Source organism: Cohnella ginsengisoli (assembly GCF_029525555.1).
Taxonomy (GTDB): domain Bacteria; phylum Bacillota; class Bacilli; order Paenibacillales; family Paenibacillaceae; genus Cohnella; species Cohnella ginsengisoli.
The window spans coordinates 298534-318792 of the sequence record NZ_JAPDHZ010000006.1; the positions used below are offsets into that span (position 1 = coordinate 298534).

General features: G+C 63.4%; 19 protein-coding genes and 2 pseudogenes. 14 read left to right on the forward strand and 7 right to left on the reverse strand.

All coding sequences use genetic code 11. The features are described from left to right. The first annotated feature begins 24 nt into the window (after positions 1 to 24). The 3 genes and pseudogenes from OMP38_RS27910 (at position 25) to OMP38_RS27920 (ending at position 3123) form a co-directional block, all read left to right on the forward strand. A pseudogene (locus tag OMP38_RS27910) lies at positions 25 to 1950 on the forward strand (asparagine synthase-related protein). Positions 1951 to 1979: 29 nt separating this feature from the next. Next, complete coding sequence (locus OMP38_RS27915) at positions 1980 to 2117, forward strand: paeninodin family lasso peptide (RefSeq protein WP_277567997.1); 138 nt, start codon at positions 1980 to 1982, stop codon at positions 2115 to 2117. A 91-nt stretch (positions 2118 to 2208) separates the two neighbouring features. After that, positions 2209 to 3123, forward strand: coding sequence for an aldolase (locus OMP38_RS27920; RefSeq protein ID WP_277567998.1), 915 nt, complete (start codon positions 2209 to 2211; stop codon positions 3121 to 3123). 222 nt (positions 3124 to 3345) lie between these two features. Here OMP38_RS27920 and OMP38_RS27925 read toward each other — a convergent pair whose 3' ends face one another. Then, positions 3346 to 3501: a hypothetical protein gene (locus OMP38_RS27925; RefSeq protein ID WP_277567999.1), complete on the reverse strand. Its 156-nt coding sequence runs from the start codon at positions 3499 to 3501 to the stop codon at positions 3346 to 3348. Between OMP38_RS27925 and OMP38_RS35210 the strand changes: the two are divergent. From OMP38_RS35210 to OMP38_RS27955, 6 genes and pseudogenes are all read left to right on the forward strand, one after another. Continuing rightward, positions 3457 to 3729 (forward strand): annotated as a pseudogene (locus OMP38_RS35210) (ABC transporter ATP-binding protein); the annotation flags it as partial. The gene OMP38_RS27925 and the pseudogene OMP38_RS35210 overlap by 45 nt on opposite strands. 91 nt (positions 3730 to 3820) lie before the next feature. After that, positions 3821 to 4969, forward strand: coding sequence for an ABC transporter ATP-binding protein (locus OMP38_RS27935; protein ID WP_277568001.1), 1149 nt, complete (start codon positions 3821 to 3823; stop codon positions 4967 to 4969). Positions 4970 to 5282: 313 nt separating this feature from the next. Further along, complete coding sequence (locus tag OMP38_RS27940) at positions 5283 to 6107, forward strand: glycosyltransferase family 39 protein (protein WP_420869760.1); 825 nt, start codon at positions 5283 to 5285, stop codon at positions 6105 to 6107. Positions 6108 to 6450: 343 nt separating this feature from the next. Continuing rightward, the gene (locus tag OMP38_RS27945; RefSeq protein WP_277568002.1) at positions 6451 to 7557 is read left to right on the forward strand and encodes a mannosyltransferase YkcB-related protein; all 1107 of its coding nucleotides are present in this window, start codon (positions 6451 to 6453) and stop codon (positions 7555 to 7557) included. 86 nt (positions 7558 to 7643) lie between these two features. Further along, on the forward strand, positions 7644 to 8645 hold the full coding sequence (locus OMP38_RS27950) for a glutathione S-transferase family protein (RefSeq protein WP_277568003.1): 1002 nt from the start codon (positions 7644 to 7646) through the stop codon (positions 8643 to 8645). 20 nt (positions 8646 to 8665) lie between these two features. Further along, positions 8666 to 9166, forward strand: a complete 501-nt coding sequence (locus tag OMP38_RS27955) for a GNAT family N-acetyltransferase (protein WP_277568004.1) — start codon at positions 8666 to 8668, stop codon at positions 9164 to 9166. Here OMP38_RS27955 and OMP38_RS27960 read toward each other — a convergent pair. Further along, on the reverse strand, positions 9163 to 9378 hold the full coding sequence (locus OMP38_RS27960; RefSeq protein WP_338130678.1) for a phage tail protein: 216 nt from the start codon (positions 9376 to 9378) through the stop codon (positions 9163 to 9165). The two genes, OMP38_RS27955 and OMP38_RS27960, sit on opposite strands and share 4 nt — an antisense overlap. Before the next feature lie 820 nt (positions 9379 to 10198). On the opposite strand from OMP38_RS27960, the gene OMP38_RS27965 reads away from it, so the two are divergent. Genes OMP38_RS27965 through sigJ form a run of 3 tightly spaced genes read left to right on the forward strand, consistent with a single transcriptional unit; the run spans position 10199 to position 12414 of the window. After that, positions 10199 to 10399: an FAD-dependent oxidoreductase gene (locus tag OMP38_RS27965; RefSeq protein ID WP_277568005.1), complete on the forward strand. Its 201-nt coding sequence runs from the start codon at positions 10199 to 10201 to the stop codon at positions 10397 to 10399. Between the two features lie 16 nt (positions 10400 to 10415). Then, positions 10416 to 11519 carry a phytoene desaturase family protein gene (locus tag OMP38_RS27970; RefSeq protein WP_277568006.1) on the forward strand — a complete coding sequence of 368 codons (1104 nt, stop codon included), beginning with the start codon at positions 10416 to 10418 and terminating at the stop codon, positions 11517 to 11519. Then, a complete protein-coding gene (sigJ, locus tag OMP38_RS27975; RefSeq protein WP_277568007.1) occupies positions 11509 to 12414 on the forward strand; it encodes an RNA polymerase sigma factor SigJ in 906 nt (301 codons plus the stop codon). Before OMP38_RS27970 ends, sigJ begins: the two co-directional genes overlap by 11 nt. 46 nt (positions 12415 to 12460) lie before the next feature. Here sigJ and OMP38_RS27980 read toward each other — a convergent pair whose 3' ends face one another. Further along, on the reverse strand, positions 12461 to 12913 hold the full coding sequence (locus OMP38_RS27980; protein WP_277568421.1) for a hypothetical protein: 453 nt from the start codon (positions 12911 to 12913) through the stop codon (positions 12461 to 12463). Between OMP38_RS27980 and OMP38_RS27985 the strand changes: the two genes are divergently transcribed. Together OMP38_RS27985 and OMP38_RS27990 are read left to right on the forward strand one after the other, a co-directional pair. Further along, a complete protein-coding gene (locus OMP38_RS27985; RefSeq protein ID WP_277568398.1) occupies positions 12809 to 13243 on the forward strand; it encodes a DUF4405 domain-containing protein in 435 nt (144 codons plus the stop codon). The two genes, OMP38_RS27980 and OMP38_RS27985, sit on opposite strands and share 105 nt — an antisense overlap. Further along, positions 13191 to 13541 carry a hypothetical protein gene (locus tag OMP38_RS27990; protein ID WP_277568008.1) on the forward strand — a complete coding sequence of 117 codons (351 nt, stop codon included), beginning with the start codon at positions 13191 to 13193 and terminating at the stop codon, positions 13539 to 13541. The genes OMP38_RS27985 and OMP38_RS27990 overlap by 53 nt, the downstream gene beginning before the upstream one ends. Before the next feature lie 158 nt (positions 13542 to 13699). Here the strand turns inward: OMP38_RS27990 and OMP38_RS27995 are convergent, their stop codons facing one another. The 4 genes from OMP38_RS27995 to OMP38_RS28010 are packed head-to-tail and all read right to left on the reverse strand — an operon-like array spanning position 13700 to position 20046. Next, on the reverse strand, positions 13700 to 16630 hold the full coding sequence (locus OMP38_RS27995; protein WP_277568009.1) for a glycoside hydrolase family 2 TIM barrel-domain containing protein: 2931 nt from the start codon (positions 16628 to 16630) through the stop codon (positions 13700 to 13702). Between the two features lie 17 nt (positions 16631 to 16647). Beyond that, positions 16648 to 17712 carry a helix-turn-helix domain-containing protein gene (locus OMP38_RS28000; RefSeq protein WP_277568010.1) on the reverse strand — a complete coding sequence of 355 codons (1065 nt, stop codon included), beginning with the start codon at positions 17710 to 17712 and terminating at the stop codon, positions 16648 to 16650. After that, complete coding sequence (locus tag OMP38_RS28005; protein ID WP_277568011.1) at positions 17603 to 18259, reverse strand: response regulator; 657 nt, start codon at positions 18257 to 18259, stop codon at positions 17603 to 17605. Before OMP38_RS28005 ends, OMP38_RS28000 begins: the two co-directional genes overlap by 110 nt. Further along, complete coding sequence (locus tag OMP38_RS28010) at positions 18256 to 20046, reverse strand: cache domain-containing sensor histidine kinase (RefSeq protein ID WP_277568012.1); 1791 nt, start codon at positions 20044 to 20046, stop codon at positions 18256 to 18258. The genes OMP38_RS28005 and OMP38_RS28010 overlap by 4 nt, the downstream gene beginning before the upstream one ends. Positions 20047 to 20259: the final 213 nt, after the last annotated feature.

Below are 20259 nucleotides of genomic sequence, written 5' to 3' on the forward strand. Positions count from 1 at the left end.
TACCACGTCCAAGATAGGAGAACTATGAGCGCTATAGCCGGGTTGCTAAACGAGCAGGAGCCAGTTTCCATTGAATCGGCGGGCCTGATGATGAAGGCGTTGGAGAAGTATCCGGCCCATCACGTGCGTACCTGGCATGACCGGCAGATCTTCATGGGCTGCCATGCGCAGTGGTTCACGCCCGAGTCGGTGCATGACCGGCAGCCCTGCCGCGAGGAAGGACAAACGCTCGTCATCGCCGCGGACGCGATCATCGACAACCGGGAGGAGCTTTTCGGCCGGCTGCAGGTCGAGCATGCCCGCCGGCAGGGGATGACGGACGGCGACCTGATCCTGGCGGCGTACCGCAAGTGGGGGAGAGGAAGCGCCGAACTACCTGATCGGCGACTTCGCCTTCGTCCTGTGGGACGAACGGAGACGCCGCTTGTTCGGGGCCAGGGATCTGGCAGGCAGCCGAACGCTGTATTACGTCCATCGGCGGGAGCAATTCGCGTTCTGCACGGTGATGAACCCGCTGCTCGCGCTGCCCGGCGTCGGCCGCGAGCTGGACGAGTCCTGGCTGGCCGAGTTTCTGGCGATCCCGATCATCCTGGACACGATCGACGTTCGCTCCACGGTGTACCGCCAGATCGGCCAGATTCCGCCTGCGCACGCCTTTACCTTCGAACAGGGCAGCCTGAAGGTCCGACGCTACGGCTCCTTGGCGGCTGCGGTGCCGAAGCTGAAGCTAAGGACGAGCGGCGAATACGAGGAAGCGTTTCGCGAGGTGTTCAGGGAAGCCGTCGTCTCGAAGCTTCGGACGTGCCGGAACGTCGGCGCGAGCCTAAGCGGGGGGGCTGGACTCGGGGGCCGTCGTCAGCTTCGCGGCAGCGCCGCTGCGCGAGCAAGGCAAGACGCTGCATACATACAGCTATGTCCCGCGCCCGGACTTCAAGGACTGGACCCCGCGGAGCATGGCGGCCGACGAGACGCCGTACATCCAGGACATCGTGGACCACGTAGGCGCTGTATCGCACACCTATATGGACTTCGCGAACCGGAACTCCTTCGAAGAGATCGACGATCTGATCGATTTGGTGGAAGCGCCCTACAAATTTTTTGAAAATTCTTACTGGTTCAAGGGCATTCTCGCGCAAGCGAGCGAGCAGGACGTCGGCGTCCTGCTGCATGGCGGCAACGGCAACTACTCCATCTCTTGGGGGCCGGCGATGGACTATTATGCGCTGCTCCTGCGCCGGCTGCGTTGGGTGCGGCTGTATCGCGAGCTGGCGCAGTACGGCAGAAACGTCAGCGTCGGCCGGTCGCTGCTCCTTCCCTACATCGGCAAAATGGCGTTCGCCAAGCCGACGCCGAAGCCGCTGGCGGGTATCCCGCTGCTGATCCACCCGGAGCTGGCGGCGCGCACCGGCGTATTCGACAGGCTGAAGGGCCACGACGTCGGATTGACGGACGCCTGGATGGACGAATTCGAAGCCCGGACGTATCAGTTCGACAACCTGTCGATCCTGAACCATCAGGGAACGTCGTCGACCAAGCTGTCGCTGCGGTACGCCGTCAGGGAGAGAGACCCGACCTGCGATCCGCGGGTCGTCCGGTTCTGCCTGTCCGTGCCGGTCGAACAGTACGTGCAGGACGGGATGGACCGCGCGCTCGTCCGGCGGGCGTCCGCCGGCTATCTGCCTGATTCCGTTCGGTTGAATCAGCGCGTCCGGGGCGTGCAGGGGGGCGGACTGGATCCATCGCGTGCTCCCTGCGTGGGACGAGATGTCGGCGGAGCTGCGGCGGCTGTGCGACGATCCTCGGGCCTCGCGGCTGCTGAACATAGAGCAGGTTCGCGGCTCGCTGGCCGAGCTGGGCCATCCGCCTCGTCCCGACCGCGCCTTCGACCGGCACGCCAGATTGCTGATGCAGAGCCTGATCGTATATCGGTTTCTCCGGCACAGCGCCTGACGATCCCGCTTGAAAGGAGGTGAGACCAGATGAAGCAAGAATGGAACCAGCCAACGCTTGAGGTGCTCGACGTCAACCAGACGTTCGGTGGACCGAACGGCCTGTACCCGGACCGCAACGGCAAAGGAACGAACAACGGCCATCCTCATGCCCCGGAGGCTTCTTAATTAGATCGAAATGTTCAAGGGTCCTCATGCATCCAGGATGTATAGGGCCCTTGTTCGACGCATGCGAGAGGGAGAGGTAGGTGCATTTTCTATGAGGAATACGATCACGCCGACCATGTACCAGGCATTCGGCCTTCATATATCCAGCGAGATCAACCTGCCGGAGCTCGTGACGACCGCGCGGATCGGCGGGGCGGACGTCGAGATCAGGCTCGGGGACTTGTCGAAAGACTGGCGCGCAGCGGATGTCGAGGACGATTTTTATGCGTTCGAGGAAGACCGGTTTTTATTTTACGTGCCCGAGGTGGCCGTCTACGCCATTCGCGGCGGGAGGCAGATTATCGTGTCGCCCCTGGCCGGCGCCGAGGACGAGCGCCTTCGCCTTTACTTGCTCGGCACGTGCATGGGCGCGATCCTGATGCAGCGCCGGACGCTTCCGCTTCATGGCAGCGCCGTCGTCGTCGACGGGCGCGCTTATGCTTTTATCGGAGAGTCCGGCGCGGGAAAGTCGACGCTGGCTGCCGCGTTCCGAAGCCGCGGCTATCGGCTGCTGACCGACGACGTGATCGCGGTGGCGTCCGGCGGCGCGGACGGCGGCACGCCGGTCGTCATGCCGGCCTATCCGCAGCAGAAGCTGTGGCAGGAGAGCATCGAACAGCTGGGCTTGCAGTCCGATCGTTATCGCCATCTGTATCTGTCCAAGTATGCCATACCCGTTACGTCCGGATTTTCCGTCGATGCCGTGCCGTTGGCGGGCGTGTTCGAGCTGTCGCGGACGGACGAGGACGAGGTGGCGCTCACGCGCTGTCAGGCGCTCGCAAAGCTGGCGCTCCTGCGGATCCATACGTACCGGCCTTTTTTTGGCTTCGCGATTGGCGGGGGACCAATGGCATTTTTCGACAGTGACCGGGATGGCGAGCCGGATCGACGTGTACCGCTTGCAGCGGCCTGGCGGCGGATTTTCGGCGCCGAAGATGGCCGACGCGGTGCTGCGTACCGTACTTGAAGGAGAGCAGGTCATGCAGGGGTGAAGGGCGAAGGGAAGCTGGACGTCGCCCCCGTGCTCTTCTATCTCAAAAAGCTACGCGCGTTTGCGGGGCCCAAGCTGTATGCGAATCTGGCAGGGACGATCGTCGTCAGCATGCTGGAGGGCATCGGCATTTTCCTGTTGGCCCCGATGCTCGGGCTGATCGGACTGATGGACGCGTCTTCGGGCGGCATCCCGCTGCTATCCGCCGCGGTGGAGCCGCTTCAACGCTTGCCCGCCGATCTGAGGCTGCCCGCCGTGCTCGCCGTTTTCCTGACCCTGCTGCTCGGCCAGGGACTGCTGCAGCGTCTGCTGTCCAACCTGAGCGCCGAACTCGAGCAGGGCTTTATCCGTCATCTGAGGCTTGACCTCTATCAAGGCTTGCTGCAATCGAACTGGGCTTTTTTTCTGAAAAGGAGAAGGTCGGACTTTATCCATCATGCAACGATCGAGCTGCCCCGGGTGAGCTTCGGTGTGTTCATGTGCCTGCGGCTCGCCACGACTTTGCTGTTCACGCTGATTCAGATCGGCTTTGCCTTGTGGCTGTCCGCGCCGCTCACCCTGGCCGTCTTGCTATGCGGGCTGGCGCTCGCCGCGTACTCCCGGTCCCAGGTGAGGAAGTCGAGGGAGATCGGGAAGGACACGACCGAGCTGATGCAGCGCTACGTGGGGGGGGATGACCGACCACTTCAACGGCATCAAGGACATCAAGGGCAACCGGATGGAACAGCAGCATTTGTCCTGGTTCCGCGCCCTGTGCGACCGGCTGGAAGGCAACCTCGTTCAATTCACCAGACTGCAGTCCGCCTCCCAGTTCCATTACAAAGCCGCGGCGAGCGTCCTTATCGCCGTCTTCGTTTATTTCGCCTTCGCGGTGCTCCATGTTCAAGCCGAGACGCTCGTTTTTATCGTTCTCGTTTTTTCGCGGCTGTGGCCGAAGTTTTCGGCGCTGCAGTCCAACCTGGAGCAGATCGGCCAGACGGTTCCCGCCTTCCGGCATTTGCGGGAGCTGCAGCAGGCGTCCGAGGCCGCCCGGGAGCCTGAGCCGCTCCGGCTTGCGGAAGGCGGCGCCGTTCAAGTCGCGCAGGGCTTCGAGCTGCGGGACGTGTACTACCGATATGACCGCGAGCAGGAGACGTATGCCCTGCAAGCCGTGAATCTGCGTATCCCGGCGCATCGGATGACGGCCGTCGTCGGCCGGTCGGGCGCGGGGAAGAGCACCTTGATCGACCTTCTGATCGGACTCGTGCAGCCCGAGCGCGGGCAAGTGCTCGTGGACGGCAAGCCGCTCGGCGCGGGCGAAGCATATGAATTGAGGCGGTCGGTCAGCTACGTCTCGCAGGATCCCTTCCTGTTCCACGAGAGCGTGAGGGACAATCTGGCGATCGCCGCCCCGGACGCCAGCGAGGAGCGGATGTGGGAAGCGCTGCGTTTCGCGGCGGCGGACGCGTTTGTTAAAAGATTGCCGGAAGGGCTCGATACCATACTGGGGGACCGTGGGGTTCGCCTCTCCGGCGGCGAACGGCAGCGCATCGTTCTTGCCCGTGCGATTCTGCGCAATCCGTCCGTCCTCGTGCTGGACGAAGCGACGAGCGCGCTGGACAGCGAGCGCGAAGCCGGCATTCAGGAAGCGCTGGAGCGGCTGCGGGGCAGGATGACCCTGATCGTCATCGCCCATCGCTTGTCCACGATCCGCGGCGCGGACCAAATCATCGTGCTGGACAACGGGACGATCGTTCAGAATGGAGGGTACACGCAGCTCTCGGAGGAGCAAGACGGCTTGTTCGGGAAGCTGCTGTCCTATCAGGCCAAGGCGAGCGGGTAGCGGGGATCACGCTTCAGTCTGCGGAAAAACGAACACATAAATGCAAAAGTGCAGCTAATCTCGGCCGCGGGCGAAAAATGGACCCCGTCTCGGGAAAATAGCTGCGCTTTTGCGTTATTTCAGCCAGAGTGCGTGCAACGGGTGAAAATAGCTGCTTTTAGCGCTTATTTTTGCCGTCGGCCCGCAGCGAAGGCGCCTGGCCCCCGCTGCGCCGTCGCATTCTCAGAAAACATTCAGTTAGTTTTAATGTACGGCTTAGCTTCAATGTCCATAGTTAAAGGATGTGATCGTTAAAAAAAGGAGAGGCCTGCAAATGAAAGCTCCCGCAAAGGCGAAAATCGATATTCCTCTGCTGCTTATTGTCGTGCTGTCCGCGTTTTTGAACGGCTACGACATCTGGACGGATAAGTATGCGAATACCTACTATACGACCGCAGTCGCGGCGATGATGGAGAACCTGCACAATTTTTTCTATGTTTCTCTCGATTCCGCAGGCTCGGTCACCGTAGACAAGCCGCCTGTCGTATTCTGGATCCAGACGATCAGCGCCAAGCTCTTCGGACTTCACGGCTGGAGCGTCATCCTGCCTCAGGCGCTGGCCGGCATCGGCTCCGTGATCCTCGCGTACAAACTCGTCAAGCCGACCTTCGGCGTCACCGCGGCGCGAGTCGGCGCTCTCGTCATGGCCTGCACGCCGATCGCGGTGGCCGTCAGCCGGACGAACAACATCGACAGCATGCTCGTATTCGCGCTGCTTCTCGCTGCGGCTCTGCTTTTCCGGGGCGTGCGAAAAAGAAGCGCGTGGAGCGTGATAGGCGCGTTCGCGCTCATCGGCGTCGCCTTTAATATGAAGATGCTGCAGGCATACATGGTGCTTCCGGCCTTTTACTTGTTCTATTGGATCGCGTCCGGCCCTTCCTGGAAAAAGAGAACGGGCGTACTCGCAGGCGCTACGGCGCTCATGCTGGCCATCTCGGTATCGTGGGCGGTCGTCGTCGACGCGATCCCCGCGGACAAACGGCCTTATATCGGCAGCAGCGGCACGAATTCCGTGCTCAATCTGGCGTTCGGCTACAACGGCGTGTCCCGGCTGACGGGCGACCGCGGCCAGGGCGGGGGGAGGCGCGACGAACTTTAGAAACGGCGGCGGTTTTTCGGCGGACGGTCAGGGCCCACGGTTCGGACAGGCCCAAGGGACGGGCCAAGACCAAGGCACGAGCCAGAACCAAGGCACGAACCAGAACCAAGGAACGAGCCAGAACCAGGCGCCTACTCAGGACCAAGGGAACGGACAAAATCAGGCGCCGGGCCAAAACGCGGCGCCAGGCCAAGACCAGGCATCCGGCCAGCAGGACCGCGGCGGCTTCCAGGGTGCCCCGCAGGGCGGCGGCGCAGGCGGGTTTGGCGGCGGCTTCCGGCAGGAGGGCGGCGCAGGCGGATTCGGCGGCCCAAACGGCGCTAACGGCGGCCGCAGCGGCGGCATGTTCGGGACGGGCCAAGCCGGACCGCTGCGCTTGTTCCAAGCGTCTCTGTCCGACCAGGCCAGTTGGCTCATTCCGTTCGCGGTCATCGGCGCGATCGGCCTGCTCGGCAGCATCCGCAGGCGAAAGTGGACCGACAAGCACAAGGAGACGATTTTCTGGCTTGCCTGGCTGCTTCCCGCAGCGGCCTTCTTCAGCGTCGCGGGCTTTTTCCACCAATACTATCTGATCATGCTCGCGCCTCCGATCGCCGCGTTGACGGGAGCGGGATTCGTCGAGATGTGGCGGGCATACAGGGATCGGGCGGGATGGACGTCTTGGCTGCTCCCCGCGGCGATCTTGGCCACGACGGTATTCGCCTGGTACATCGTTCATCCGTACGACGCGACGATCGGCGGCGGATGGGCTGCGGGCATCGGACTCGCCGGCGTGATCGCGACGGCGCTCCTGATCGTCTGGAGGACGAGGGAAAACCTGCGCCCTGCCCGCATATGGGCGATCGCAGGATTGCTGACGCTGCTGGTCGGCCCCGTGTATTGGGCGCTGACGCCGATCACGTACGGCGTGAGCAGCATGACGCCGATCGTCGGCCCGAGCTCGTCCCGCGAGGCGGGCGGACCGCAGGGCGGCGGCTTCTCGGGGCGCGGGCAGGGCGGCGGCGAATCGACCGGCAGCTTGGACGAGGGGCTGTACGCCTATTTGAAGGCGCACAATACGGGTCAGAAATATTTGCTCGCGGTATCCGACTACGGTACGGCCGCGCCGTACATGGTCGACAAAGGCGAGTCGGTCGTCATTTTGAACGGATTCAACGGCTCGGATCAGGTCTACACGCCCGAGAAGCTGCAAGCGTTGGTGGCCAAAGGCGAAGTGAAGTACTTCCTGATCGGCGGCGGAGGCATGGGCGGGGGCGGCGGCCGCGGAGGGAACGCCGAGGTCACGCAATGGATTCAGGAGCACGGCAAGGCGATTCCCGCTTCCGAATGGCAGTCTTCGTCGAACGGCGGCGCCTTGCAGTCCGATACCGGCGAAGGCCGGGCGATCGACGGGATCGGCGGATTCGGAGGCGGCGCGACGTTGTATGTCGTTGACGGCGTAAGCGCCTGACGACCCGGCGTTATACGGCTTACGAGCCTTTTCGGCCCGGATCGGCTACAATGAAGCTACCATCCTCCAGTAAAGGAATGAAGCCCATGTCCGCAAACGAACAAGCCGGCAGCAAGCCGGCCGAGATTACGAAGGACGGTTCGTTCAAACGTCAGACGAACCGCTTCGTCGCGCCGTTCGGCGATCGGGCGGGCGAGCTGCCCGTCGAAGCGGGAAGGTATCGCCTGCTCTGGTCCGCAGCCTGCCCGTGGGCGCACCGGTCCGTCATCGTCCGCCGCGTGCTCGGGCTCGAGGAAGCGATCAGCCTGGGGACCGTGAGCCCGATGCGGCCGAGGCTGCCGCGCGTCGATTGGGAATTTTCGCTCGATCCGGACGGCGTCGACCCCGTGCTTGGCGTCCGGTATATCAGCGAGATCTACCTGAAGACGGACCCGGACTACAGCGGCCGGCCGACCGTGCCGGTCGTCGTGGATGTACAGAAGCGAGCGGTGGCGAACAACGATTATTTCAAGCTCACCAACTACTTCGAGACCGTCTGGGCGCCTTTTCACAAACCGAAAGCCCCGGATTTGTATCCCAAGGCTTTGCGCGAGCAGATCGACGCTTTGAACGAGGTCATCTTCCACGACATCAACAACGGCGTATACAAATGCGGCTTCGCCCATTCCCAGGAAGCCTACGACGCGGCCTACGACACGTTGTTCGCGCGTTTGGACGAGCTGGAGCAGCGCCTGTCGCGCAGCCGTTTCCTGAACGGGGACTTCATCACGGACTCCGACGTGCGGCTCTATACGACGCTCGCCCGGTTCGATGCGGCGTACTACACGGCGTTCCGGACCAACCGCAATTTGCTTCGCGAGTTCGAGCATTTATGGGGTTACGCCCGCGACCTGTATCAGACCCCGGGGTTCGGGGACACGACCGATTTTGACGCGATCAAGCGCCACTATCATCTGTCGATCACCATCGCGACGGACAAGCAGGAAGTGAACATTCTGCCGAAGGGACCCGACCTCGCGGTCTGGGAGAGCCCTCACGGCCGGCAGCGGCTAAGCGGCAAGGAAGAGAAGTTCCTCATACGCGAATGAATCGGGAGGAGTCGAAAAAGATGCAAATACGCGATGCCGCGCCGGAAGAGCGGGCCTTTATCCGGGAGCAGCGGTTGGATGCTTATCGAGAGCACGCGCAGTCGATCCCGGACGGCCATTGGCGGGCGCTGGCGCGGGCGATCGGCTCGGAAGCGGACGCGCAGCCCGGCGCTGAACTGATCGTTGCCGAAGCGGATGGACAGATCGCAGGCAGCGTCGTGCTGTTTCCCGCGAATACGGATGCCTATGACGGCCATGCCGACAAGCAGGACTATCCGGAGATCCGCATGCTGGCGGTAGCTCCGGCGCACCGCGGCAAGGGCGCGGCCTCGGCGCTGATCGCCGAATGTATTCGCCGCGCCCGCGAATCCGGCAGCCGGGCCGTCGGCCTGCACACCGGCGAGTTCATGAAGGATGCGCGCCAGCTGTACGAGAAGCTGGGATTCGAGCGGCTTCCGCAGTACGATTTTCAGCCTGCGGACGACGGCATTACGGTCATGGCGTTCCGGCTGAACCTTTAGCGGGGCGGGAAAATGCCCGTCAGGTTAATGACGTAGCTGACGCCCGCCGGCGCGTAATCTTGCAGATCCGGCAGCGCGAAGGTCGTTTTCCCGTCTCCGCCGTACTGGGTGCCGATTAGCGCGAACAGCGGGGTATTCTGCGCGATCGACAGCAGCGCGCCGTCGCATACGTGGGTGCCGGCGGGGGCGAAATTGCCCGCGAACAGCCACACTTCTCCGATGTAGCCGGCCGAGCTCCCGCCTTCGCCCGCCGATCCGTCGGCGATGAACGGATCTCCGAATTTCGGGCCGGAAGCGCCGGGGCTCCCGGTGGCCCTTGGGGGCCTTGCGGTCCGGTCGCGCCGGCGGGTCCCGTGTCGCCTTTCTCGCCTTTCGCACCCTGCGGCCCGGCCACGCCGGTAGCACCCGTGTCGCCTTTCGCGCCGGCAGGACCGATATCGCCCTTCGCGCCTTGAGGCCCCTGCGGCCCATTCGCCCCTGTGGCACCTGCGGCACCCGTATCGCCTTTCGCCCCTTGCGGTCCAGTTGCACCCGTGTCGCCCTTCGCGCCTTGAAGCCCCTGCGGTCCGGTCGCGCCAGTCGCGCCGGTATCGCCCTTCGCTCCCTTCTGGCCCGCCGGTCCGGCAGCGCCAGTATCGCCCTTATCCCCTTTAGGACCCACTACATTCCAGGAGATCGCCTTTTCGGTTTTTTTGCACAACGCGCTTTTGGCGACGATTCGAAGTTGCCCGTCGTTTTTGGCGCAGGCGTAGATCGTGCTCGTCGCTTTGTTCGAAGTCGCGGCCGCGGCCGCGTAGACGCTCGCGCCCGAGAGCAGCAGAACCAGAATGCCTGCCATAATCAAGATGGCCTTTTTTGCTCAAATACACCGTTATACCCCCAGTATTCCGTGCGTTGGCCGTTTCATTAGAATGTATGGACGGCTTCAAAAATGTATGCTTTCGATCGCGTTTGAAAAAAACGGAGCGCCGTGTCACAGATCCGATTCCTCGATCGTCATGTTGGCATCAGACCGGAGAGGATGGATCAAGCATGTCGGAAATTGGCGATCAAAAGGAATGGGACGTCGTCATCATCGGAGGAGGCGTCGCCGGCTTGACGGCTTCGATCTACTTGGCGCGGGCGGGCCGAAGCGTATTGGTGCTCGACAAAGGCGCGGGCCTGGGGGGGCGCGCGGCATCGAACGAGATCGCGGAGTCGCGCGTCAACATGGGGGGGCCATGCGCTGTATAAAAGCGCGCTGCCGATCTTGCGCGAGGTCGGCGTCGAACCGGCGGGAGGCACGCCCAAGACGTCAGGCGCGTTCGTATTCAAGCAAGCGGGCGGGGGGTACAAGGCGCTCCCGCTCGGGCAGCTCTTGCTCGGCACGTTTCTGAAGTGGCACGAGAAAACGCAGCTTCTCCGTTTTTACGCGAAGCTCCGCAAGACCGATGCTGCCGCCCTGCAGAAGGTCAGCCTGCAGGCCTACTTGGAATCGGAGCTCGGCAGTCCGCGCGTGCGCAGCGCCGTGCTCGCGCTCGTGCGCTTAGCTACGTATTGCCATGCCCCTCATCTGCTGAGCGCCGGCGCCGTCGTCGAGCAGCTTAGCCAGGCCCAGGTCATGTACGTGGACGGCGGCTGGCAGTCGATCGTGAACCGGCTCGCGGAGCAAGCGCTGCAGGCCGGCGCGTCGATTCGCACGCGTTCGCCCGTGCGGGAGATCGGAGGCAGCGCCCCCCGCATGACGGTCGAGCTGAAGGACGGGACGCGGCTGTCTGCCCGCCACGTGATCTCGACAGCCGGGCCGGCCGAGACGCTGGGCCTGCTCAACCCCGCGTTGACGCCTGCCGAAGCCGCCCTGTACGAGCGGCTGACCCCGGTTCGGGCCGCATGCCTGGATCTCGTCGTGTCCGGCATGCCGCAGCCCAAAACCCGGTTCGTGCTGGGCGCAGACGAGCCTTGGTATTACTCCAACCATTCGGCCGCGTCCGCGCTATCCGACCATCCCGCGCGCGAAGTCGTGCACGTCATGAAGTATTTGCCGGTATCGAAGGAGACGGACGCCCTGCAGGACGAACGGGAGCTGGAGGGATTCCTCGACCTCATCCAACCGGGCTGGCGCCGGCATGTCGTGCAGCGCCGCTTCCTGCCGCGGATGCTCGTCTCGCATGCCGTCGTAGAAGCGAGCAGCGGCGGCTTCTCCGGCAGACCGGGGCCGGCCGTCGAGGGTAGGCCGGGACTATATGTGGCGGGAGACTGGGTCGGAACGTCGGGCATGCTGCTGAACGCATCTTTGGCGAGCGCCAGAGAGGCGGCCCGATGTATAATTGCCGGTAAGGACACAGTCAAGGAAGGGATGCATCGTGGAGCTTGATGCCGCGTACCGGACGTACAGACCGCTGCTTCTATCTCTCGCGTATCGCATGCTGGGCTCGGTCGCGCAGGCCGAGGATCTCGTCCAGGATGCCTTCGTCACGGTTCAGCAGCAGGATACGGGCCAAGGAGGAGGACCGATCCTCAATTTAAAGGCGTATTTGTGCAAAATCGTCACGAATCGCTGTCTCGACGCCCTGAAGTCCGCACGCCGGAAAAGGGAGGTCTACGTCGGACCGTGGCTGCCCGAGCCGCTCGTAGAGAATTATTCGGTGGGCCAAGGCTCCCCGGCTGGACATGACCCGCTCCAAACGGTCGTGCTTCAGGATACGATATCTTACGCCTTCCTCGTTCTGCTCGACCGGTTAACGCCGATCGAACGCGCGGTGTTCATTCTCCGCGAAGCCTTCGAGTACGACTATCGCGACATCGCGGACTTCGTGGGCAAGACGGAGATCGGATGCCGCAAAATTTATAGCCGTCTCAAGCGCAAAATCCAGGAAGAGCCGATCTCCGAGCCGGTCCCCAGCGATAGGGGCGAACAGCTCGTGCTCCGTTTTCTCCATGCGACGGCTTCGGGCGACATGAAGGGGCTTCTGGCGATGCTCGCCGACGACATCGTGCTGTACAGCGACGGCGGCGGCAAGGTTATGGCCGCGGTCAGGCCGATTACGTCGAGCCCGCGCGTCCTGGCGTTCATTCAGGGACTCGTGTCGAAGGGCCACGGCCAGGGAGAAGTGCGTCTCGTCAAGATCAATGGGCAGCTCGGCTTCTGGCTGACCAGCCCGCTTGAGCCGTTTCCGACGCTCGTCAGCCTGGCGTTCAAGGGCGATCGCGTCCGGGAGATGTACCTCCTGCGCAATCCGGATAAGCTGAAGCATCTGAACCTGGGATAACGGTAGGCGGGGCGCGTTCAACATTCAGCGAACGATCAGCCAAGGCTCATCTTCTATTAAGTTGTCCCGAGTATGATCGGGATAACTTCTCAAGAGATGGGACGAGGATGAGATGAAAAAGCAATTTTTTAAATTTGCGTTGGATTTGCTCATGGCGGTCACCTTTGTGCTGCTGTTCAACGATAGAGTGCTCGGAGGCTTGTCCTTTCACGAGATGGCCGGTCTCGGTATCGGGGTTGCCTTTATCGTGCACGTCCTGTTGAACGCAGGCTGGGTCAAACGCGTCACGACGAAGATGCTCGACCGCAAGCTGCCCTGGAAAACGAGATTCGAGTACGGACTGAACCTGCTGCTCTTGATTTCCATGACGTTCATCATCGTTAGCGGGATCGTCATCTCCCGCATCGTCTTTCCGCAAGTCGCGGTCGGCAACGAGATGTGGTTCAAGGTGACGCATATCAGCGTGTCGTTCCTGGTCCTCGCGATCGTCGGCGTTCACGTCGGGCTCCACTGGAATTGGGTCATGAACATGGTCAAAAAAGATGGCCGGCCGCAGCTCTTCGTCCCGCGCGTTCGGCGTCGCGCTCAAGCTGGCGATGGTCGCCGTCTTGGCGTTCGGTATTTACGAGATGACCCAGACGAGCTACGTCCAGCGTCTGTCCAGCGTCGGTTCGGCGTTCGGCAGCGCCTCCGTGCAGGGCGGTCCAGGCGGCATGGAGAAGGGATTCGGCATGGAAGGAAGAGGCGACCGGGGTTTTCGGCCGGACGCGGATGGCATGACGGACAACGCGGGCAACCCCAGCGCCGACAAAGGCGTCAATGGCGATAGCACTGATGGCAGCAGCAGCGCCGGCACCGGCAACATCGACGGCAATAACAGCGCCGGTACCGGCAGCTTCGACGGCACGAGCGGCATGACGGCGCCGCAAGCCTTCCGCGGCGGCCGTCCCGGCGAGGGCGGACGGGAGGGCGGACGCGGCGAGAGCGCGAACCCGCTGAACGTGCTGGCGACCTACCTGGGCATGATGGGCGTATTCGTCATCCTCGCCCACTACCTGAACAAGCTGATCCCCCGCAAAAAGCCGGCGCGGCCGCGGGCGAAGCCGAGTCCGACCGCCGAATCCTGAGCCATAGACGCAAGGAGAGGCTGTCCCAAGTCCGATCGGCGACTTGGGGCAGCCCCTTTACGTTTATCGGCGCCCGCAATCGGCCGCGCTACCGCGCAAAAATACGCGATAGCGCGGCGGCGCATGCCTGCTTGCGCAAGACGAATGAAAAGGCGCAACTACAGCAGGTTGCGCAAGTCCGCGACCGACACCTCGACCTGCGGCGCGAACGCGTCGGACCGGACGTAGCGGGCGAGGCTGGTCAGGAACTGCCGGCCCTCCGGCGTGTCCGCGGCTTGCCCGGCGTCGAGCGCGCAGACGAGCAGGCTGCCGTTCAGAACGCGGCATTCGAACAGGAAACCCAGGTTGTGGTTGCGCTCGATGTTGTCGATGGTCCGTACGATCGGCGCGAGCGCCGAAGGGAGATCGTCGAGAATGAAGGACCGGGAATGCTGGACCAGGCTCCACCAGGGATAGGTCGAATGCGTCTCGCTCGGGAAGTTCGCGAGCGCGGGGTGCTCTCGCTCGATGAGCAGGCCGTGGGTGCCGACCGGTACCGGCTTGTTCATGCTCTCGGAGATGGAGCGGAACATCGGGTAGCACCAGAAGTCCGTGCAGTACGTACCCTCGATGCTGCGCTTCGCGTCTTCCGGCTTCAGCAGGAGCAGCACGCGTTCCCCTTGTTCCAGCAGGCGCAGCGTTCCGTCCGACAGCGAATCCGCGACGTGAACGCCCGCAATCGCAGGGTCCCAATCCGTTTCGCGCGGATAAATCCACAGCTCGTACGTCTTGCGAATGTCCGTCCCTGCGATCTCGAGGCTCAAGACGACCTTGGTCATCGCCGCCAAGTCAGGCAGCTCGAGACTCAGGTCCGCGATGTCGATATAGGCTTCGCCCGCCTGCGCCGTCGCGTCCGCGCTGCCGGCGGCGAGCACGCGGTCCCCGGCCGCCAGCTCCCAGCGGAGCTCGATGCGGTCGAGCGGCGCCCGCCGGTAGTAGGCAAGCTCGACATGCGCGTCGAAGCGCTCCCCTGCGGTATAGTTGTACTTGTCGAACCGCGCGAGCAGCACCGCATCGGAGCAGTAGCTGCGCCATTCCTCTGGCGCCACGAGCCCCTTGCTGTCCATGAAGGCGTCGAGGATGCCGACGAGCGCCGTGCCTTGGCCGCTGAAGTCCTGCAGGTCGAGCAGTTGGAAGCCGGCGAGCCGCCGCGAGCGGAAAGCGGCCTCGAGCTCTTCTTTGTAGCAGGCCACGGCCAGCCGTCCCGAAGCCTCGAAGTACCGGTTAGCCAGATGCCCCAGCCCTTTGGCCTCCAGCCGTTCCCTGAACGTTTCCAGGTTGCGCGCCTTCAGCGAGCCCGTGTACTTGGCGATCTCGTCGTAGCGCGGATACATCGCGTACTGCCCGATCTCGTGCGAGACGACGGGGATTTTCGGCACGAGCGCTTCGCCCGCGGCATCCGCCTGCACGGTCTTGGTGCCCGTGCCGAACTGGATCTGGATGGCTCCTTCGCCCTTGCCGTCTTTGTCGGCCCCGCTGCCCGTGCCCGCGTTCGCCCGTTCGCCGCTCGCCGGCGGCACGATCTGCGCGTCGTAGTCCTTGCGCGTGCCGGGCCGGTCCGTCTGGACGTGGCCGAGCGGCGCGTCGCACATCGCGTACGAGCCGCGGAACAGGCGGTTCCGCGCGAACCGGACGCCGACGTAGAAGTCGTCGTTCGGCAAGATGGCCGGCGCGAACTGAAAGTTGTTGCAGCCCTGCGCGTATAGATGGCGGTCGTCATGGGCTTTGTAGGCTGCCAGGATCGCATCCAGCCGAGCTTTGCTCCCCCAGAGCTCGTTGCCGAGCGACATCATGACGAACGACGGATGATTGCCGAAGGCGTCCAGCATGGCGAAGCCTTCGCGGACGAGATAGTCCTGCTGCGCCTGGTCGTGATTCGCGTCGCCTTCGTCCGTGACGGTGCCCCAGAACGGCAGCTCCGGCTCCATGAAGATGCCGAGCCGGTCGGCTGCCTCGAACGCGGCTTCCGGCGGGCAGCACGTATGGAAGCGATAGTGGTTGATCCCGTAGGACTTGGCGATGCCCAGAATGCGCAGCCATTCGTCGACGGAGGTCGGCGCGAAGCCGGTCAGCGGAAAAATAAGGCCGTCGTGCTTGCCCCGCAAAAACGTGCGGACCCCGTTGATCGCGAACTTGTCCCCGTCCGCCTTGAACTCGCGCAGCCCTGCGACGATCTCGCGCGCGTCCAGCGTCTCGCCGTTCGCGTCCAGCAGTCGGACGGAGAGAAGATATAGATAAGGCTCCGCATCGCTCCACAGCCGGGCGTCATCGCTAAGCGCGTATCGGACGGAGGCAGAGGAGGTCAAGAAGGCGTTTTCGCCGTCGTCACTGCTGCCGCCGCTACTGCCGCCGTCGCTGCTGCCATCGCTGCCGCTACCGTCGTCACTGCCGCCGCCGCCACCGTCCAAGTCGTAAATCCGCTCCGCAGCGGCATGGCCGTGCCCGTTGAAGCCGGCCGCCGAGACCGCGAGCCGCGTCGCGCCGCGGCCGACCCAATCCGCGCGCACGACGAACGACCGATCCGCGACGTCCGGATACACCTGAACGTCGCGCAGATGCGTCGCCGCCGCAAGCCGCAGCTCGATCCGGCCGGTGATCCCGTTCCAGTTGGTCTGCGTATCCGGCGACGTCAGATGGCCGCCCTTGGTCGGATAGTCCGTGTTGTCGACGCGGACCGTAAGCGTATGCCTGCCCGGCCCAAGCAAGCCTGTCAGTTCGTACAAGTGCGGCGTGCCGAGACTGTCGCGCCCGCCCGCCTCCCGGCCGTCGATCCACACGGTCGTCATCCGCGTCCGTTCGAGGTACAGGAAGACCGAGCCGCCGGCAGCCGTCTCGGGAACGTCCACCTCCCGCGAGAACCAGGCCCAGCCCTCGAACTTGTATTCGTCCGTCAGATGGCCCGTTTCGACCGCTTCGTTCCGCGGCCCTTTTCGCGCGTGGGAGGTTGTGCCCGGGAGTATCATCGTATCCTCGAACGGCAGCCGCAGCCCGCTTTTTCCCGCATCCAGTTGGACGTTCCATGACCCGGACAGGTCGATTGTCGTTAACAAGCGATCACCTCTGCTGATTATTTGGCATAGTCGCGATATTCCTGGGGCGTCTGCCCTACGACCTTTTTGAATAAGTACGTGAAGTACGCTGCGGTCTGGAAGCCGACCTGCGCGGCGACTTCGTAAATCTTGACGTTCGGGTCCCGCAAGAGTTCCTTCGCCCGTGTCATGCGCGCGTCCTGGACATAATCCGAGATCGTACGGCCGGTCTCCTTCTTGAACAGGACGCTAAGGTAGCTCGCGTTCAGATGGAACTGCTCCGCCAGCTGCTTGACCGTCATCGGGTCCTGCAGATGCGCCGCGATATAGTCCGCGATCCTGCGGATCAGATTGTGCTGCGGCGCGGCGTCCTCGCGCTTGATCGACCGGCTGAACCGCGCCATGTAGTCGAGTACCGCCTCCCGCACCTCGTCCGCGCCCGTACAGTCGATCAGCCGCTGCCAGACGAGGATGTTGGCGTTGTCCGGGCCGTCGTCCTTGCCGGAGCCGATCTTCGCCAGCTCGCTGATGATCCCCATACCGAACGCCTGCAAGTACGAGAAGGACACGGGCTGTCGCGCCAGCAGCCGCTCGAACGCCAGGTCGAACATGACGCGCGCCTGGTCGTCCTCGCCCCGCTCGAGCAGCCGGATGATCTCCGGCACTTCTTCTTCCTTGAGCAGGTAATCGCGGTATTCCTCCGCCTCGGCCCGGTCGAAGTAGAGGATGCGGCCCCCGCCGCCCAGGCGGGCCTTGGCCAGCATATGCTTCGCTTCCTTGTACAGCGGCGGGACTTCCTCCCAGCCGTCGCCATCCCGGCTGACGCCGATCGTGACCGACGCGTCGTACTGCTCGCGGATGATCTCCTGCATGAACTGGAGCTGCTTCTCCATGCCGGCCCGGTCGACGGGCATCGCGTTCAGATGAACGACCGCCGTCTCGCTCGCGCCCGTCTTGCCGACGTACGTCCCTTCCCAGCCGGCCAGCCCGATTTTAACGGCCTTCCACAGACCGTCCGCGAGCAGGATCCGCTGCCGCGCATCGGCAGCCGCGCCCCGCTCCTGGCGATCGAACTTGAAGAGGATGAGCCGAATGTGACGCACCGTCTCGGGGGAGATCCAGCAGCCGTCGCCAGGAATCCATCAGCTCCGCGTCTTCGGAGCGCCCCTCGATCAGATCGTTCACGAACCGGTCCTGCAGCACGTCGAGGCTGCCGGTGAGCTTGTCCTGGAGCGCCCGGGTCTCCCGTTCGATCTGCTCGCGCTTCTCGATCGCCGTGCGGAAGGCGGCCAGCTTCTCCTCGATCTCCTCCGTGCGGATCGGCTTGAGCACATACGCCTTGGCGCCCAGATGAATGGCCTCCTGTACGAATTCGAACTCGTCGAAGCCGCTGATCATGAGCGTGTGGAGCGACTGGAGCTTCGGATAGTCCGACCTGCACTTGGCGAGCAGCTCGATCCCGGTCATGCCGGGCATCGAGACGTCCGTGATCAGCACGTCGACGTCCGCATCGGCCAGGATCTCGAGCGCTTCCTCGCCGGATTCGGCGGTCAGCGGCGGCGCGTAGCCGAGCCGCTCCCAGCCGACGTGGCGCACGAGTCCCTGGATATGCAGCGGCTCGTCGTCCACGATCAATGCCTGTATCATCATCCTTCACCTCGCTTCAATTCGGGCCGTTCCTCGCAGACGGGAATCAGGATCGAGACGGACGTTCCTTCGTCAGGGGCGCTATCAATATCGAGGCGGCCCTCCTCGCCGAAGTACAGGCGCAGCCGCTCGCGGATGTTGTTCATCCCGAATCCGTTGTTCGTGCCTTCGTAGTCGCCGGCGCGCACCCGCTCCAGCACGTCTGCCGTCATGCCTTTCCCGTTGTCCTGGACGAGGAAGCGAACGGACTGTCCTTCGCGCCGGACGGCGATGTGGATGAGCGCGCCCGGACGCTTCGTGATGCCGCCGTGCAGATAGCCATTCTCGACGATCGGCTGCAGCAGCAGCTTGATCGTATACAGCTCGAGCGCATCCTCGTCGATCTCCCAAGCCACCTGGACGCGGTCCGGGTAGCGCAGCTGCTGAATCTCCAGGTACGCCTTGAGATGTCCGACTTCGTCGCGGATGCGCGTCACGTTCACGCGGTTGTTAAGCGCCAGCCGGTAAAAGGTCGTCAGCGCGTCGATCGTCCGCAATTGCGTCTCGTCCTGCAGGTCCATCGCGCGCCAGCGGATCAGGCTCAGCGAGTTGTAGATAAAGTGAGGATTGATCTGCGCCTGCAGCGCCTTGAACGACTGCTCCCGCTCCTTGAGGTTCGCTTGCGTGTTTTCCTCGACCAGCCGGCCGAGCCGGCCCGACATCGAGTTGAACAGCACCTCGAGCTCGCCGAGCTCGTCGCGGTCCCTGTTCTTGACGGTGACCTCGAACACCCCCTGCGAGATGTCCGTCATGCGGCTGCCGAGCTTGCGGATGCGCCAGACGACGTTCTTGACGACGGCGGTGATCAGGAAGACGGACAGCAGCAGGAAGAAGGCGATGCCGACGCCGACCGCGTAGTAGATTCGCTTGGACTGCTTTTCCAACTGTTCGATATGCACGAGCGCGGCGACCGACCAGCCGCCGGCGATCCGCTGCACGATCAGCACCTTGCCGGCGATGGCGTCGTTCACCTGGTTCGCATGACCCCAGTAGCGGTCCAGCGAGGAGGCGGAGAGATCCGCGCCGATCGCGGCGGTCTCGGAGGAGGCGATGATCCGCGCGTCCTGGTCGACGATATACAGGTCGCCCGCCCCGTTAAAGGGGTGATCGAGCGGCTCCGCGAACACGTCGTTATAATCGAGGAGCAGGTAGATCGCGCCGTGTGCGCGGCCGTAGCCGTCCATGATCTTGCGGGACACGACGAGCTTGCGCGCGTCGTCTTGGGCGTTGGTCCAGCTGAGGATGCCCGGATCGCCGATCGTCCGCTCGTACCAGTCGCGCTCGGGCATGCCGGCGAGCGTCCGGTCCTCGGGCTTCCACAGCAGCCCGCCGTCCTGCACCAGCGTACCGTTCGTATGATAGATGCGGAAGTCCTCGATGCCGGGCAAGTATTTGGCGGTGAACAGGAAGGAGCGGTCCACGTACTTCACCGTCTCGAGCTGCTCCGCCATGTCCGCGTAATTCCGGGACAGCCGGGAGATCAGCTCGCCGTCCGTCGCCGTCCGCGTCGCGAGCAGATCGTAGGTCTGTTTGCGAAAATCGATGCTCTGCGCGGTCTGCCGGACCGCTTCCTTGATGGTGAGCAGGTAGTTGGACCGCACGTTGTGAAACGTCAGGTAGCCCGCGCCCAGCGCCAGCAGGACGGTGGGGATGAAGACGATCAATCCGTAGAGAAGGACGATCTTGCCCCGCATATTCATGGACCTGGTCGCCCGAATGATCGATCTCTCCAACGATTGTCCGAACTTCATGCCGTTCCCCCCGTCCCCGAATTCACTTCGCGCCTGAATAAAGGCAAAGGGAGCACCCCCGAAGGGCTGCTCCTGCTTCGTTTAAAATTCGCCGTTCGCCGCGACGTCCGCTTTGTACGTCTCCAGCCATTCGGCCTTCATCTCGCTCCAGTGCGCGCGCTTCTCCAGCGCGTCCCGGAACGCCTTCCAGGTCGACTCGAACTGCGCGTCGTC

Bases quoted from the DNA above. Each gene is read 5' to 3' on its own strand.
- OMP38_RS27915 (WP_277567997.1), top strand. From the start codon at position 1,980: ATGAAGCAAGAATGGAACCAGCCAACGCTTGAGGTGCTCGACGTCAAC.
- OMP38_RS27920 (WP_277567998.1), top strand. From the start codon at position 2,209: ATGAGGAATACGATCACGCCGACCATGTACCAGGCATTCGGCCTTCAT.
- OMP38_RS27925 (WP_277567999.1), bottom strand. From the start codon at position 3,501: ATGACGGATAAAGCCCTGCTCGAGTTCGGCGCTCAGGTTGGACAGCAG.
- OMP38_RS27935 (WP_277568001.1), top strand. From the start codon at position 3,821: ATGACCGACCACTTCAACGGCATCAAGGACATCAAGGGCAACCGGATG.
- OMP38_RS27940 (WP_420869760.1), top strand. From the start codon at position 5,283: ATGAAAGCTCCCGCAAAGGCGAAAATCGATATTCCTCTGCTGCTTATT.
- OMP38_RS27945 (WP_277568002.1), top strand. From the start codon at position 6,451: ATGTTCGGGACGGGCCAAGCCGGACCGCTGCGCTTGTTCCAAGCGTCT.
- OMP38_RS27950 (WP_277568003.1), top strand. From the start codon at position 7,644: ATGTCCGCAAACGAACAAGCCGGCAGCAAGCCGGCCGAGATTACGAAG.
- OMP38_RS27955 (WP_277568004.1), top strand. From the start codon at position 8,666: ATGCAAATACGCGATGCCGCGCCGGAAGAGCGGGCCTTTATCCGGGAG.
- OMP38_RS27965 (WP_277568005.1), top strand. From the start codon at position 10,199: ATGTCGGAAATTGGCGATCAAAAGGAATGGGACGTCGTCATCATCGGA.
- OMP38_RS27990 (WP_277568008.1), top strand. From the start codon at position 13,191: ATGACGGACAACGCGGGCAACCCCAGCGCCGACAAAGGCGTCAATGGC.
- OMP38_RS28005 (WP_277568011.1), bottom strand. From the start codon at position 18,259: ATGATGATACAGGCATTGATCGTGGACGACGAGCCGCTGCATATCCAG.
- OMP38_RS28010 (WP_277568012.1), bottom strand. From the start codon at position 20,046: ATGAAGTTCGGACAATCGTTGGAGAGATCGATCATTCGGGCGACCAGG.